At 46.7% G+C, this 14,904-nt stretch carries 12 protein-coding genes; 8 read left to right on the top strand and 4 right to left on the bottom strand.

Annotation, left to right across the window (positions count from 1 at the left end; genetic code table 11):
• Nucleotides 1-6 precede the first annotated feature (6 nt).
• A complete protein-coding gene (locus CVE23_RS05035) occupies nucleotides 7-255 on the bottom strand; it encodes a helix-turn-helix domain-containing protein (RefSeq protein WP_039691666.1) in 249 nt (82 codons plus the stop codon).
• Nucleotides 256-339: 84 nt separating this feature from the next.
• On the bottom strand, nucleotides 340-594 hold the full coding sequence (locus CVE23_RS05040) for a helix-turn-helix domain-containing protein (protein ID WP_100850409.1): 255 nt from the start codon (nucleotides 592-594) through the stop codon (nucleotides 340-342).
• Nucleotides 595-699: 105 nt separating this feature from the next.
• On the opposite strand from CVE23_RS05040, the gene CVE23_RS05045 reads away from it, so the two are divergent.
• From CVE23_RS05045 to CVE23_RS05065, 5 genes are all read left to right on the top strand, one after another.
• Nucleotides 700-942, top strand: coding sequence for a helix-turn-helix domain-containing protein (locus CVE23_RS05045; RefSeq protein WP_100849031.1), 243 nt, complete (start codon nucleotides 700-702; stop codon nucleotides 940-942).
• A gap of 346 nt (nucleotides 943-1,288) precedes the next feature.
• Nucleotides 1,289-1,513, top strand: a complete 225-nt coding sequence (locus CVE23_RS05050) for a type II toxin -antitoxin system TacA 1-like antitoxin (RefSeq protein ID WP_038903497.1) — start codon at nucleotides 1,289-1,291, stop codon at nucleotides 1,511-1,513.
• Between the two features lie 117 nt (nucleotides 1,514-1,630).
• Nucleotides 1,631-2,755, top strand: coding sequence for a site-specific integrase (locus CVE23_RS05055; protein ID WP_100849032.1), 1,125 nt, complete (start codon nucleotides 1,631-1,633; stop codon nucleotides 2,753-2,755).
• A gap of 252 nt (nucleotides 2,756-3,007) precedes the next feature.
• A complete protein-coding gene (locus CVE23_RS05060; RefSeq protein WP_100849033.1) occupies nucleotides 3,008-4,990 on the top strand; it encodes a site-specific DNA-methyltransferase in 1,983 nt (660 codons plus the stop codon).
• Nucleotides 4,990-7,974, top strand: coding sequence for a restriction endonuclease (locus CVE23_RS05065; protein ID WP_100849034.1), 2,985 nt, complete (start codon nucleotides 4,990-4,992; stop codon nucleotides 7,972-7,974). The genes CVE23_RS05060 and CVE23_RS05065 overlap by 1 nt, the downstream gene beginning before the upstream one ends.
• 116 nt (nucleotides 7,975-8,090) lie before the next feature.
• Here CVE23_RS05065 and CVE23_RS05070 read toward each other — a convergent pair whose 3' ends face one another.
• Together CVE23_RS05070 and CVE23_RS22860 are read right to left on the bottom strand one after the other, a co-directional pair.
• Nucleotides 8,091-8,660, bottom strand: coding sequence for a recombinase family protein (locus CVE23_RS05070; protein ID WP_100849035.1), 570 nt, complete (start codon nucleotides 8,658-8,660; stop codon nucleotides 8,091-8,093).
• Nucleotides 8,626-8,838 (bottom strand): hypothetical protein, encoded by a 213-nt coding sequence (locus CVE23_RS22860; protein ID WP_023638430.1) that lies wholly within the window; start codon nucleotides 8,836-8,838, stop codon nucleotides 8,626-8,628. Before CVE23_RS22860 ends, CVE23_RS05070 begins: the two co-directional genes overlap by 35 nt.
• A gap of 77 nt (nucleotides 8,839-8,915) precedes the next feature.
• Here CVE23_RS22860 and CVE23_RS05075 point away from each other — a divergent pair, with 77 nt between their 5' ends.
• Genes CVE23_RS05075 through CVE23_RS05085 form a run of 3 tightly spaced genes read left to right on the top strand, consistent with a single transcriptional unit; the run spans nucleotide 8,916 to nucleotide 14,800 of the window.
• Nucleotides 8,916-11,537 carry a class I SAM-dependent DNA methyltransferase gene (locus CVE23_RS05075; protein WP_100849036.1) on the top strand — a complete coding sequence of 874 codons (2,622 nt, stop codon included), beginning with the start codon at nucleotides 8,916-8,918 and terminating at the stop codon, nucleotides 11,535-11,537.
• A complete protein-coding gene (locus CVE23_RS05080) occupies nucleotides 11,530-13,539 on the top strand; it encodes a DEAD/DEAH box helicase (protein WP_188726081.1) in 2,010 nt (669 codons plus the stop codon). The genes CVE23_RS05075 and CVE23_RS05080 overlap by 8 nt, the downstream gene beginning before the upstream one ends.
• 1 nt (nucleotide 13,540) lies before the next feature.
• Nucleotides 13,541-14,800: a GIY-YIG nuclease family protein gene (locus CVE23_RS05085; protein ID WP_100849038.1), complete on the top strand. Its 1,260-nt coding sequence runs from the start codon at nucleotides 13,541-13,543 to the stop codon at nucleotides 14,798-14,800.
• The last annotated feature ends 104 nt before the right edge of the window (nucleotides 14,801-14,904 follow it).

Consider the following 14,904-nt stretch of genomic DNA (forward strand, 5'->3'; position numbering starts at 1 on the left):
TCTTCTTTATCCAAGCGCTTTGTATTTTATAGGGATCTTAGCAATAATGCTGGAGGGGTCTAGAGAAAGTAAACGGGCGATATGGATAAATTCCACGATATCTAACCTTCTTTCTCCATTCTCAACTTTAGCGATGAACGATTGAGGACGATCTAGCGCGAGCGCCAGGTTTCCCTGTGTGATGCCTTTGGCAATCCGTGCTTCACGTAATGCCTTGATAACGATTTGATATTCATCAGAGTAAATAGAAGCCATCAATTCAACCCCATAACATTTGGGATCAAATATCAGTTGCTTAGCGCTTTATCCCAAAATGGGATAAATAGATGTTTGCGTTGATTACTTAATATTATCTGTCTGTATTTTATGCACTATTTTTTCTAAAACTGTGGATGCATCTACAGATAGCAGGTGAGCTATGTGGGCAAATTCGACAACATCCAGCCTGCGCTCCCCATTCTCGATTTTGGCTACAAAGGACTGAGGTCGACCTAAAGCATTGGCTAAATTTTCTTGGGTTATGCCTTGCTTGATTCTGGCTTCCCGCAAAATTTTTATAACTGATTGATATTCTAATGAATAAATTGATGCCATTTTGGTGACCTTGATTGATATCCCAAAATCGAATATCAACCATTTTCTTTTTTATCCCAAAATGGGATAATTGGGTCGGTTCATCTAGAGGGAGAGGTTAGATAAATGGATAAGCACGATTGGCATCCGGCAGACATCATTGCCGGGTTAAGAAAGAAAGGAACAACGCTGGCGGCGGTATCAAGAGCATCTGGATTAGCATCTTCAACACTCGCTAACGCATTGATAAGACATTGGCCGAAAGGTGAGAGATTAATTGCTGGTGCATTGGGAAAGCAGCCGGAGGATATCTGGCCGTCACGCTATCAGGATATGGGCCAGAATCATGGGGAAGGGGAGACGCAATAATCCCTTCGTAGAAGCGAGTCATCGAACGTAGTTCGATGGAGAGTCCGCAAGCTGAAAAGCAAAAAACCAGCCTGTAGGCTGGTTTTTCTGAATAAGTGGTGCCCGGACTCGGGATCATTCAGCTTTCTATTAAGTTGAAATGTAGCATAAATTTTAACCGTGGTTGTTGTCAAGACCCGTAGGTTGACCCGTATTTTCATAGATAGATCAGAATGATGGGATGCATATATGCGAAAAACGCCCGGCTCGCTCCTTCGGTTCGATTCCCAAGCTACAAATCGTAATGATATAAGCCTTATGCAAACTGTATAATTATTATCCAGAAGGAACCGCGAGGGATGACATTATGTCGGCATCAAAAGACGTTTCTGCTAAACGCGTGGCATTAAATTTACGTACCGAGCCTGATGAACAAGCCGTTACTGAGGAGACGTTGATCGATCAGCCGATTATCATGGCAGGTCCAGATGCTTATCAGGAATTCCTCGTCCGCTTGGGTCAGCCTCCTGCACCAAATGCCTCACTTTGCAACACCATGCAAACACTTGCACCGTGGGAACAGAAAAAATGAGCTCAGCCCCTGAGCCACCCCACGCCGCATTGGAAGGTTCATGCGAGCAGAGACCTAAATGTGCGCTCTAATTTGTTGTATTGTCTTTCCCTTTGACCAATAGGGAAGACAATAGTAGTGAAAAAACGTATAAAAAAGATACTGTTAAGTAAAGCGTTGGATAAGTATTTTTCCACGGTTTCGCGACATAAACGAGGACAATTGCAGGAGTTCTATCGAATCAATGTTATCAAGCGTTCGCGTTTGGCTAATAGAAATATGGATGAAATTTCATCCATAGACATTGCGGAATATAGAGATAATAGATTATCGGAATTTAACGCCAGAACGCAAAAGCCTATAAGTGCGAATACTGTGCGACTGGAATTAGCATTGTTATCGGCGCTTTATAATCTGGCAAAAGTTGAGTGGGGCACATGCTCTATAAACCCTGTTGAAAATGTTCGTAAGCCTACCGTATCGTCAGGCCGTACCCGAAGGTTAACCACTCAGGAAGAACGACAGCTAACCAGATACTTCAAAGATAAAAATCCTGAATTATTGGCTATTTTTCAGATCGCATTGGAAACGGGAATGCGGCAAGGCGAAATTTTGTCGTTGAGATGGGAATATACCGATCTTCGCCTTGGTGTTGCCCATTTGCCTTTGACGAAAAATGGGACATCGCGAGACGTTCCATTATCATCAAAAGCACGGCAAATTCTGTGTGGCTTGGGTGAACGGCCACATCATGAGAATGGCTATATTTTTAGCTACACGTCGAGTGGGTTTAAAAGCGCATGGCGTGTGGCTTTGAAGGCTCTGGCTATCGACGATCTACATTTTCACGATCTCAGACATGAGGCAATCAGCCGATTCTTTGAACTGGGAACGTTAAATGTTATGGAAGTGGCTGCGATATCAGGTCATAAATCAATGAATATGTTGAAACGCTATACCCACCTTCGTGCAACACACCTCGTGAGCAAACTGGATGCACATAAGAAACAGGCTAAAAAACTAGCATCCATCTTTATTCCTTACCCAGCGGATATTGATGTCGATGATACAACGGTTACACTGAAATTTTCCGATCTTGATAACCTGTCTGTGACGGCTTCAACGCATGATGATGCCTTGAAAATTGCCTCTGTGGAATTACTTCGATTTCAGGCTATAGCAGCGAAAAACGGTAAGAGGCTTCCGCCACCCGGCGCTATCTCAGTGAATTCGGTTGATAGGGTTCTTATTAGCCCACTGTAGAGATGCAGATAACCTTTAGATGACGATGTTGAGCTAAATATCGTCATTTTTTATGTCGGGAACCTCGACTAACCAAACTGTCTATTCCGACGACGTGTTTTACATATCACACTGATAATCCGGTGTGTTTTAGTGATTGTTGTATATAACATATGGATGTTACGAGTCATTGAGTAGATAGCAAAACTTAATTTAGCACTTCAGAGTGAGGATGCCTGCTGATTCTGACTGATGTCACACCGGATTATCAGTATGGCAAATGAACGTATTACTGAATATAGCGCTAAACAGAAAGAAAATGCGGAACAACGTTGCAGTATTGATGCTTTGGCTGAGGGTCGACAGGATGAATTTTGTTCATCACTTTCCGATATCAGTAACGACCTCTTTGGGATCCCGAGCACTACCCCGAATTTCCGTACCGAACTGGCTGGTCAGCTTGCCGAACTAATTCCTGAGGTTGTCGCTGATGGCAAGCTGGATGTTGAAAAACTCCGCGAGCTGCTGGCCGATGATGTGGCCGACAGTAACGAGCGCTTTGGCCTGTTTTGGCCGGGGAAAAAGCGCGCGCTGCGCGCCGCACAAGCCCCGACAACTGCAACACTGAAACCAGACTTTGCTAACTCAAAAGACTGGGACGCGACGCAGAATGTGTTTATTGAGGGAGACAACCTTGAAGTACTGAAGATCCTGCAACAACACTATCACAACAAGGTCAAGCTGATTTATATCGATCCCCCTTACAACACCGGCAACGATTTTGTTTACCCTGACAACTACAGAGAGGGGTTGGATACTTACCTTGAGTGGACGCGGCAGGTGAACGAGGAAGGCAAGAAGGTTTCCACCAATAGCGATACCGAAGGGCGCTATCACTCTAACTGGCTGAACATGATGTACCCGCGTCTGAAATTAGCTCGTAATCTGCTCACCGATGATGGCGTAATTTTTATTTCGATTGATGACAATGAACAGGAAAACCTTCGTAAACTTTGCAATGAAGTTTTTGGTGAAGGGCGCTTTATTGCGCAACTTATTTGGAAGTCTAGAGTAAGCGAAGATACTCGAGCTACGACGGGTGTTTCAACTGACCACGAGTACATTCTCGTTTATTCAAAAACTGAGAATGCTGTTTTTCGTGGAACGGAAAAAGACAAAACGAAATTTAATAATCCAGACAATGATCCACGTGGCCCATGGCGTAGTGCCGATCTTACAGGATTAGCGGCAAAAGATGCTCGACCCAACTTACACTATGACCTGATAAACCCTGCCACTTGCGAAAATTATGGATGCCCACCGAAAGGATGGCGATTCGAGCCGGAAACCATGCGAAAAAAGATCATGGAAGGCAGAATCTTATTCCCAGCGAATTCTGGTGGTCGCCCCAGACATAAATTGTTTCTTAAAGAAATGCGAAGTCTTTTTAAGAATATGAGTTCGGTAATAACTGATTCAAATACCGCTGCGGGAACCAGGGAAACAAACGCACTAATTGGAAATGGTGTTTTCAGTTTTCCGAAACCTGTTTCGCTTATTTTTTCACTTGCAGAGCAAATCATGAGCGATGAAGACATTGCCCTAGATTTCTTCGCTGGCAGTGCCACCACCGCCCACGCCGTAATGCAGCTTAATGCTGAAGACAATGGCAAGCGTCGTTTCATCATGGTGCAACTGCCCGAACCTACTCCTGAAGCTTCAGAAGCGCGCAAGGCAGGCTTTGCCACTATTGCTGATATCTCGCGTAAGCGCATCGAACTAGCGGGCGAGAAAATAAAATCCGATGTTGCAGAAAGCAATATAGATACCGGCTTCCGAGCCTATAAGCTGACGGACACCAATTTCACCAAATGGCGCGTCACCAGCGATATCGAACCTGACAAGCTAACCCAGCATTTGCTCGACCTGCGTGGCAGTAGCGTTGATGATGCCAGTCCCGATGACCTGCTTACTGAGCTGCTGTTGAAACTCGGCTATTCGTTGAACGAACATCTCAGTATGCAGACTATCGCCGGGCTGGACATCCGTGCCATCGCTGGCGATACCGATAAGCCACGCCTGCTAACCTACTTAAACGAGCGAATCAAACCCTCATTGGAACAATTGCGGGAACTGGTGAATGCCGAACCTATGCGTCTGATCGTTCTGGAGGATGCCTTCCAAGGCGACGACGAACTGAAAACCAATATTGCTCAATATGCTAGGAGTAAAGGTATTGAGCTGAGGACGGCGTGATGAACCATCATTCTCAAAATACGGGCTTTCAATTTGATTCGCAGCAGCAGTATCAGCTTGATGCCATCAATGCCGTGGTGGATTTGTTCGATGGTCAGCCAAAGGATGCCGACAAGATCGCGATTGCCTTGCGTGGCAGCGTTGCCAGCCGGGAAGGTGAGCTGGATTTAGGCATTGAACAGGAGGTCGGCGCTATCGGCAATAATCTGGTGCTGGATGAAGGCACTATCTTTGCTAACTTACAAACAGTACAGGATCGCAACGGGCTGGAGGTCAGCGAAAAACTGGTTGATGACAAACTGGATTTCGACATCGAAATGGAGACCGGTACGGGTAAAACTTACGTTTATCTGCGTACCGTTTTCGAACTGGCAAATAAGTACGGTTTCACCAAGTTTATCGTTCTGGTTCCCAGCGTTGCCATCCGTGAAGGTGTGAACACCAGTATTCGCCTGATGTGCGAGCACTTCCGCAGCCTCTATCCGGCTCAGCCTTTCGATGCCAATGTCTACAGCGGCGACAAGGCTGAGGAAGTACAGGCTTTTGCTACTGCGACCAACGTGCAAATATTGGTGATGACAATCGACGCGATACGCGGTAACAAGAATACGCGCATCATTCACCAGCAGCGCGACAAACTCAATGGCTTGCGTCCTCTGGATTACCTCAAAGGCACGCATCCCGTGGTTATCATGGATGAACCACAGAATATGGAGTCGCTACTATCGCAGTCGGCAGTGGGCGAACTCGATCCTGTATTTACGCTGCGCTACTCGGCCACGCATAAGCAGCGGCGAAATCTAGTCTATCGGCTCGATCCGGTTGACGCGCACGATCTCGGTTTGGTGAAGCAGATCGTTGTGGCTGAAGTCGCTCAGCACGGTGCGGATGTTGCACCTTACGTCAAGCTGATGGAAGTGAAAGACACAAAAGCTGCGAAACTTGAACTGGCTTGTCGAAAGGCCGATGGATCTATCGCGCGTCGTAGCAAAAAAGTCAAACCGCATCAGGAATTGTCCGATGTCACTGGAAATCCGGCTTACGCTGGCTGGCGTATTAATGCTTTAAGCATCGCCGCCTTCGGTGCATCAGCCAGTATTGAACTGACGCCGAATGGAAACCTGCTGCACGAAGGTGAATCTCTGGGCGGCGCAACGGGCGCGATTTACAAGGAAATGATTCGGGAAACCGTGCGTGAGCATTTGCGTAAGGAAGCGATGTTACGTCCGAAGGGGATTAAAGTATTGAGTCTGTTTTTCGTAGACAAGGTGGTGAGTTTTCTTGGCGACGGGGTGAATAACGAAGACGCAAACGGCGAGTTCACGAAGTGGTTCGATGAGGTGTTCAGGGAAGAGCGTAACAAGTCTGACGTCTACCAAAAATTGCTGCCGCAGGATCCTTGCGAATTACGGCGTGCGTATTTTTCCCAACTGAAAACGCGTGGTGGAACGGCCTTTGTGGATTCATCCGGTACAACGGCCAAAGATGACGATGCCTACAAACTCATTATGCAGGATAAGCAACGTCTGCTGGACGGCGATGAACCGGTTCGCTTTATTTTTAGCCATTCCGCATTGCGCGAGGGCTGGGACAACCCCAACATATTTCAGATTTGTACGCTGCGTGAAATGGGGGCGGAAACGGAACGTCGGCAAACTTTGGGACGTGGTCTTCGCCTGCCGGTAGCGAAAACAGTAAAAGGCTATGAGCGTGTTGCCGACCGCAGCATTGCACAGCTCACCGTGGTTGCTAACGAATCTTACGCTACGTTCGCTCAGAATCTGCAAGCCGAATACAAAGACGCGGGCGTAGCCATCGGACAGGTACGACTTAATGAATTTGCCAAGCTGATGAAGCGGGATCCTTATGGCGCGATGACAGATGACATGCTGGGATTCAAAGCCTCTTCTGCCGTCTTCAAACATCTGGAAAACGCAGGATTCATCAGGGATGGTAAGACAACCTCCATGTTTCTGCCGGATGCAGAAGGATTCTCGTTACATCTGCCTGCCGAGTTCAGGTCCTACGAATCAGATATTATCCGGTGCATCCTTAATGCGGGTATTGAGAAATATGTGAAGCCTGTAAGCATGAGGGCCAAGCGTAAATTCAACAAAGAACTCTACGCCTCGCCGGATTTTGAGAGGCTTTGGATCGCTATCAGCCAGAAAACTACTTATCGGGTGACAGTTAAACACCCTATGCTGATCGAGGCGTGTATAAAGGCGATCAAGGCTGAACCCAAAATCCAGCCGTTACGTATTGATGTCACCCGTGCGGGTGTCAGGGTGCTGCGTGGCGGCACGCGAGGGCAAGAGCTGGGTGCGCGGACTGTCGACCTAAAAGGCAGCTATGACCTGCCGGACATTATCGGTGAGTTGCAGCAAGGTACGTCTCTTACGCGCAAGACGCTGGTGGACATTCTCACCGGCAGCGGCAGACTGGACGAGTTCATTGCTAATCCGAACGACTTTATGGCGATGGTACGCCGTTGTGTAGAGGGCGAACTACAGCGCGTCATTGTCGAAGGCGTTCAGTATGAAAAGATTGGCGGATCCGTCTATGAACTCCGCGAGTTGCAAGCCGACGGCCTTGCCGAAAAGGATTTCTTCAAAGAGCATTTGTACCGCGTCGAACACCCCGAGAAAACCGATTTTGATTACGTCGTGTTTGATGGCGGGCCGGATAGCCCAGAGCGAAAGTTTGCCGAGTTTCTCGATCACCGCGAGGATATCAGGCTGTTTATGAAGCTGCCGCCAAGATTCCAGATCGACACGCCGGTTGGCCCTTATAACCCCGACTGGGCCATCATCAAATCCGAAGGCGGCGAAGACCGCATCTATATGGTTCGCGAAACCAAGAGCACCATGGATGAACAAAAAAGGAGGCCCTCCGAAAATGCCAAAATCAAGTCTGCCGAGGCACACTTCAGAGAAATTGGCATCGAGTATGCGGTTTCAGTACCTGAACAGTGGAATATCTGAGTGTCGGCTGTAGCTGCATGGGCCTGTGAGGAATAGGCTGGATAATCAGTGTGGTAAACCTGTCTCCCTGCTGGAAGACAGGTTTACCAAAAATAGATTACTTGATCTTTTCAACGTTACGTTTTGGCCCTCAGTTTTCTGCCGACGGGGAATTTTCGATATAAGGTATCTACTGCTACGTCATAAATCAGTGCCACCTGCTGTCGCGGGACGCCATTAGCCAGAAGATGTCCGGCTTGCGCCCATTGCTCTGGCGTTAGCTTAGGCCTGCGGCCACCGATGCGCCCTTTAGCTCTGGCGACAGCCAAACCCGCACGGGTTCGTTCGACAATAAGCTCTCGTTCCATTTCAGCCATCGCACCCATAATGTGAAAAACAAACCTTCCCATTGGCGTGGCGGTATCTATGGAATCGGTCACACTACGAAAATGAATCCCGCGTTGTTGCAACGTGTCCATTAATTTGACAAGTTGTCTCATGCTTCGTCCCAATCGATCCAGTTTCCACACCGCGAGTGTATCCCCCGCCTGTAATGCCTTCAGAGCACTATTGAGTTTCGGTTTTTTCTCTGTAGTCCCACTGATTTTCTCTTCAAATATCTGTTCACATCCTAGCCGTTCCAACGCTTCGCGTTGTAAATCGGTGTTTTGGTCATTTGTTGATACCCTGACATAGCCTATTAACACGCCATTTCCTCCTGCTAAAAGCACGGAGAATGCCAGATCGCCAGATAACGCTCATCTGCATAATTGTTGATTTAGGAAAATCAAAAGCGGCCATAAAACCATAAATAAATTCATCACGATTCAGCTCGTGGGTTATCTGTTCAAGCTGCTCGAAAATCCTCGCCTGATTCACTGCCATACATGATCCTTCAGAATGCATAACTTGTTTTTTGCCATAACTATATACCGCTTGTAGGTAAACCAACGATTACACAGGTGCGCCAGGGCAGTAGCCGTAACATCGCTAAAGAGCCTGGCCAGGTCGGTATCAAGAATAAACTCTGGTTTCAGTCTGCTGCGGAAGGAGAAGAGCTTGAGACTCTGCTAAATCAGTGCATTGATGACCCAGCGATAGCTAAAAATAAGATCCGCTTCGTGCTGATCACTGATTTTACTCGCTTTCTGGCTTGGGATACCGCAAGTAAAGAGCGGCTCGACATTGAAATGGACGAGTTACATAGCAACTATGGTTTCTTTTTGCCGTTAGTGGGCCTTGAGAAAGCCATTATCAGCAGTGAAAACCCTGCTGATGTGAAGGCCGCCGAGAAGATGGGGAGATTGTTTGACCTCATCCGAGTCCACAATGACCTCAGTAAGTCGGAAGATATTCATGCCCTTAACGTCTTCCTGACTCGTTTGTTATTTTGCCTTTTTGCCGAAGACACCGGTATTTTTGCCCTCGCCCAGTTCACGTCTGCTGTCAAAAGTTTTACCGAAGAAGATGGCAGCGATCTGGATTCATTTCTTTATCAGTTATTTGGTGTGTTAGATGAGAAGCCTGACAGCCCGCAGCGGCAAAGGCTACCCGCCCATCTTGCAGCATTTCCGTATGTAAATGGTGGATTGTTTGCCAGCGATGAACCGGTTCCCGAACTGCGCAAAAAGGGGCGCAAGATCTTACTCGAATGCGGAACCATGAACTGGAGTGAGATTAACCCAGACATTTTCGGCAGCATGTTCCAGGCTGTGATTGATGTGGAACAGCGCAGCCGCTTAGGGCAGCACTACACTTCATATCGCAATATCATGAAGGTGATTCAGCCCCTGTTTCTTGATCCGTTACGCGTTGAACTGGATAAACAACGTAGCAATGCCAAGGGGCTTAAAGCGTTACTGGTGCGACTCGGCAAGATCAAAGTATTCGATCCTGCATGTGGATCCGGTAATTTCCTGATTGTGGCCTACAAAGCGTTACGCAATCTGGAAATTGAAGTGATTGAGGCTCTGCGTGAGCTGGAACCTCAAACATTTTCAATGAGCGGTCTTCATCTGTCACAGTTTTACGGCATTGAGATTGATGATTTCGCCTGCCAGATTGCTCGATTATCCCTCTGGCTGGCGGAGCACCAGGTGAATAGTCAGTGGGAAAAGGCGTTTGGTTTCGCGCCACCGGCATTGCCGTTACGTGAAAGTGGAAATATTCATAGTGGTAATAGCTTGCGTCTTGACTGGTATCAAGTCTGTCCTAAGCAAGCTGATGACGAAGTGTATGTAATCGGTAACCCACCCTTTTTAGGAACACTGGGACGTTCAGATGAGCAACGTGCTGATATGCAGGCTGTATTTAGCGACTTTAAAGCGTTAGGAACCTTAGATTTTGTTGCTTGCTGGTTCTGGAAAGGGGCGCAATACATTCAACATTCACGTGCTGAGCTGGCTCTGGTAGCAACCAATTCCATTTGTCAGGGAGAGCAGGTTGCGACACTGTGGCCGCCAATTTTTTCCCTCGAGCTAAATATCCATTTTGCATACCCAACATTTCCATGGGCAAATAATGCCCGTGATAAAGCGGCGGTACATGTAATCATTATTGGGCTTTCAGCGAGATCAGAAAAGAGCAGACTTTATCAATACGTACAAGGCGAATGGCATTGCAAAATGGTCGACAATATCAGCCCATACTTAGTAGAAGGAAGCCGACTGGCAATTATTCCACGAAACTCCCCGTTAATAAAAGGTGTACCTCCATTACTTTTTGGAAATAAACCGACTGATGGTGGTTATCTACTGTTAGATAGTTTTGAACGTGATGAATTACTCAAACAAGAACCGCAAGCTGAACGCTGGCTCAAAAAGGTATTAGGTGCCGATGAGTTTTTTAATGGAAAAGAACGTTGGTGCTTATGGTTGGTTGAGGCGAGTGTTGCTGATTTAGAATCAATGCCATTAGTCGGAAAAAGGGTTCTTGCTGTTAAAAATGCCCGTCTTAAAAGCTCCAAATCTGGCACAAGAAAAAAATCGAATAGCCCGCATCTGTTTGACGAAAACAGACATCCAGCATCAGGAAGTTACATTCTTGTTCCAAGTGTTTCTTCTGAACGCCGTATTTATGTTCCTCTTGGTTTTTTTAATGCAGAAGTAATTTCAACAAATGCAAATTATATTATCCCTGACGGCACGTTATACGAATTCGCAATACTTTCTTCGTCAATGCATAACGACTGGATGAGGCTGGTAGCTGGCAGGTTGAAAAGTGACTATCGCTATTCTGCATCGGTAGTTTACAACCCTTTTCCCTGGCCTGAAGTGGCCGCAATACAACGCAAAGAAATCGAGGTACTTGCCGAAGACGTGATTTTAATCCGAGAAGAGTTTCCCGGCCATACGCTGGCTGAACTCTATGATCCCGACAAGATGCCATCAAAGCTGTTAACTGCCCATCAGGCTCTCGATACCGCGGTGGATCGACTTTATCGTGAGCGCCCATTCAAAGATGCAGCGGACCGCTTAAGCTGCCTGCTGGCACGTTATGAAGCACTGACGCAGAAACTGACAGTAACTCAGGCTAAACCAAGAAAGAGCAGAACATCGGCCAACGCAGGAAACCATAATGAATAATTTATTGCATGCTGAGTATGGTCAGACGGGGCGGAGTTCCGGCCTTAATTCGATGGGAATGCGTGAAATGCAGGCCCGAGCTTTTGCTGAACGCAACAGCCAGTATTTGTTGATCAAGGCTCCTCCAGCTTCGGGGAAATCGCGTGCATTAATGTTTCTGGGGCTGGATAAACTGGAAAATCAGAGCGTGCGAAAAGTGATTGTCGCCGTCCCAGAAAAGTCTATCGGTGGCTCTTTTCAGGAGACCAATTTAACCGAACAAGGTTTTTTTGCTGACTGGCGTGTTACATCCGAGAACAATCTGTGTGTGGATGGTGGGGAAGCGGGTAAGGTTCAGGCTTTCCAACGCTTTATGCATGGCAACGAACGTATTCTGATATGTACTCATGCGACCTTGCGTTTTGCCTTTGATAAATTAGTGGTAACAGATTTCGATAATTGCCTGGTGGCTATTGATGAGTTTCACCATGTTTCTGCCGATGGTGATAATCGGCTTGGTAATCTTATTGATGAGCTCATAAAAAAATCGAGTGCGCATATCGTTGCCATGACCGGATCATATTTCCGAGGCGATACCGTGCCGATCCTGTTGCCTGAGGATGAAGCGCTGTTCACTAAGGTGACATACACCTATTACGAGCAGCTGAATGGCTATCAATATCTTAAATCTCTGGGTATTGGTTATCATTTTTATCAGGGGCGTTATATTGATGCATTGCCCACGGTACTCGATACCAGCAAAAAAACGATTATTCATATCCCGAATGTTAATTCCGGTGAATCGACCAAAGATAAATATGGAGAGGTTGATGCTATCCTTGATGTGATTGGCAGCGTGATAAAACGCGATCTTCTGACTGGGGTTTATTATATTGCGGGAAAAAATGGCTGTGAGCTCAAATTAGCCAATCTGGTTGATGATAATCCTAACGAACGATCCAAAATCCAGGCGTATTTACGTAATATCAAAGCGGCGGATGACATGGACATCATTATCGCCTTAGGCATGGCGAAAGAAGGGTTTGACTGGCCTTACTGTGAGCATGTGTTGACGATTGGCTATCGCAGCTCTCTGACAGAAATTGTGCAGATTATTGGCCGTGCGACCCGAGATTGTACGGGAAAACCGCATGCTCAGTTTACCAATCTCATCGCTCAACCCGATGCACAGGATGATGATGTGAGGGCATCGGTCAACAATATGCTTAAGGCGATCACCACATCGTTATTGATGGAGCAGATCCTCGCCCCCAACATCCAGTTTAAGCCTCGTTCTCAATGGGACGGTCAGCCACTGCCACCTAATACTCTGCTCGTAGATGATTCCGCAACCTCACCGGTATCCCCGAAAGTGTTGGATATTCTGAACAGCGACAAGAACGAAATTATGGCGACTCTGATGGCTAACGAACAGTTGGTCAAAGAGACAATTAGTGAAACCACACCCCCCGAAACTTTCACTCAAGTGGCTTTGCCTGCTGTGATTCAGACACTTTACCCAGATTTGACCGACGAAGAGCAGGAACAGGTACGCATAGGAGTATTACAAAGTATGTTGATCACTCAGAAAGGGGGCGTGGTTGATTGGGAAGACCTGCCGCAGGATGCCAATGTGGATATGGCGAATGGCGCTGAAGAAGAGTCAGTAAACAGTGTCGCAGGTAAGCAGTTCCTGAAGATGGGTGAAAAGTTCATCTGTATTGATAATCTGGATATAGACCTGATAGATGCGGTTAATCCGTTCCATGGTGCTTATGAAATTCTCTCTAAATCGGTAACTGCGCCTATGCTGAAAACCATCCAGGAAGCGGTAAGTGCCAGCCGATCGCAGGTCTCCGAAGAAGAAGCAATTATACTTTGGCCTAAGATCAAGCAGTTCACCCGAGAACAACAGAGAGAGCCGTCGCTGAATGCCAGTGATTCGATTGAGAAGCGTTATGCCGAAGCGCTCGCCTTTATCCGCAAAATGAAGCAACAGAAGTTGGCTAATCAGGAGCAGTAAAATGATCCGGTTATCGACAACGCGATTAGCGGCCAAATCAACATTAGATGAGATCCTCAGTGAAGAAGATGATCTCTGTTTATTGAATGTTCACCCTCTGAAGCACAAGGCGAGTCCTGTCGATTTGGCTGGCAATCAGTTTGCTGAAATTGCCGCGTTTTACGATCGGCATGGCCGTATGCCAACTGAAAACAGCACCGCTTCTCTTGATGAAAAACGCCTGGCAAGACGATTGCGCATCATTAAAGAAAATCCCAACATATGTGCTTCGTTGCAAACGCTGGATTGCCGGGGGCTTCTGGCTTCAAATCATATTGAAAATGGTAGAACCCCACTAGCCGCTGAACCAACACCATTATCCTATGCCAACAAATCAGAACTGGTGACTTCTTTAGAGGATATTTTTGCCGACGATGAGGACGGTTTATTAAATTTTGCAGAACCTGATATCTTCAGCTTACAGTATGTTTCTGCTGATAAAAAAGAGCAGCCAGATGACATTGCTCAGCGCCAGCCGTGTCAAGACTTCCAGCGTTTCGAACCCTTGTTTTATAGCCTGCATCAAGGCTTAAAAAATGGGGTTTTTAGTCTTGAGCGTTTTACCCATAAATTGAAAATTGTTGAAGGCGATTTTTTTATTCTTAATGGGTTACTGGGATATGTCCATAGTGCTGGTGAACGTCTGGGTCAGTACCGTACTTACAACGCCCGATTGCGACTGATATTTGAGAATGGCACCGAAATGAACATGCTCTATCAATCCTTAACTCATGGTTTGGTGAGGGATAAAGAAGGGCGCAAGGTGCAACTCAATGGCAAGACGTTGCAACCATCAGATACTGCGGTGCCGACCGGCTTGGTTTATGTGCTCGCGACCACAAGTACAGACCCAGCGCTTATTCCTTATAAACAAAGTCTTTACAAAATTGGTTTTACTGAAACAACTGTGGAGCAGCGCATTGAGCATGCCGAGAAAGATCGTACTTTCCTTGAAGCACCTGTCAGGATTGTGGCTACCAGTCAGTGTTTTAACCTCAATGCCCAAAAATTAGAGGCATTGGTACATGGTTTCCTCGCTGCCCGTCGGCTCAACATTACGCTCAAGAGCCATAACGGTCAGATCTATACTCCAAGAGAGTGGTTTAATGTCCCATTGGCTACAGTTCAGGCCGTTATCCAGCACATTGTGGACGGAACTATTTCGCAATACCGACTGGATAATACGACTGGGAAAATTGTTGCGAAACACCCTGGGTTATAAGGCTATGGCCTGTAAGTATACCAATAAGCTGAGGCATTCACTTTTAGAGCTCTTCCGACATACTGATTGTACTCAGCTTAAGAGACGCTATGCATAAGACTTGA

Origin of the sequence: Dickeya fangzhongdai, assembly GCF_002812485.1 — a bacterium.
GTDB classification, from domain to species: Bacteria; Pseudomonadota; Gammaproteobacteria; order Enterobacterales; family Enterobacteriaceae; genus Dickeya; species Dickeya fangzhongdai.

Excerpts from the sequence above, each read along its gene's own strand:
- CVE23_RS05035 (WP_039691666.1), bottom strand. The coding sequence starts at position 255 with ATGGCTTCTATTTACTCTGATGAATATCAAATCGTTATCAAGGCATTA.
- CVE23_RS05040 (WP_100850409.1), bottom strand. The coding sequence starts at position 594 with ATGGCATCAATTTATTCATTAGAATATCAATCAGTTATAAAAATTTTG.
- CVE23_RS05045 (WP_100849031.1), top strand. The coding sequence starts at position 700 with ATGGATAAGCACGATTGGCATCCGGCAGACATCATTGCCGGGTTAAGA.
- CVE23_RS05050 (WP_038903497.1), top strand. The coding sequence starts at position 1,289 with ATGTCGGCATCAAAAGACGTTTCTGCTAAACGCGTGGCATTAAATTTA.
- CVE23_RS05060 (WP_100849033.1), top strand. The coding sequence starts at position 3,008 with ATGGCAAATGAACGTATTACTGAATATAGCGCTAAACAGAAAGAAAAT.
- CVE23_RS05065 (WP_100849034.1), top strand. The coding sequence starts at position 4,990 with ATGAACCATCATTCTCAAAATACGGGCTTTCAATTTGATTCGCAGCAG.
- CVE23_RS22860 (WP_023638430.1), bottom strand. The coding sequence starts at position 8,838 with ATGGCAGTGAATCAGGCGAGGATTTTCGAGCAGCTTGAACAGATAACC.
- CVE23_RS05080 (WP_188726081.1), top strand. The coding sequence starts at position 11,530 with ATGAATAATTTATTGCATGCTGAGTATGGTCAGACGGGGCGGAGTTCC.
- CVE23_RS05085 (WP_100849038.1), top strand. The coding sequence starts at position 13,541 with ATGATCCGGTTATCGACAACGCGATTAGCGGCCAAATCAACATTAGAT.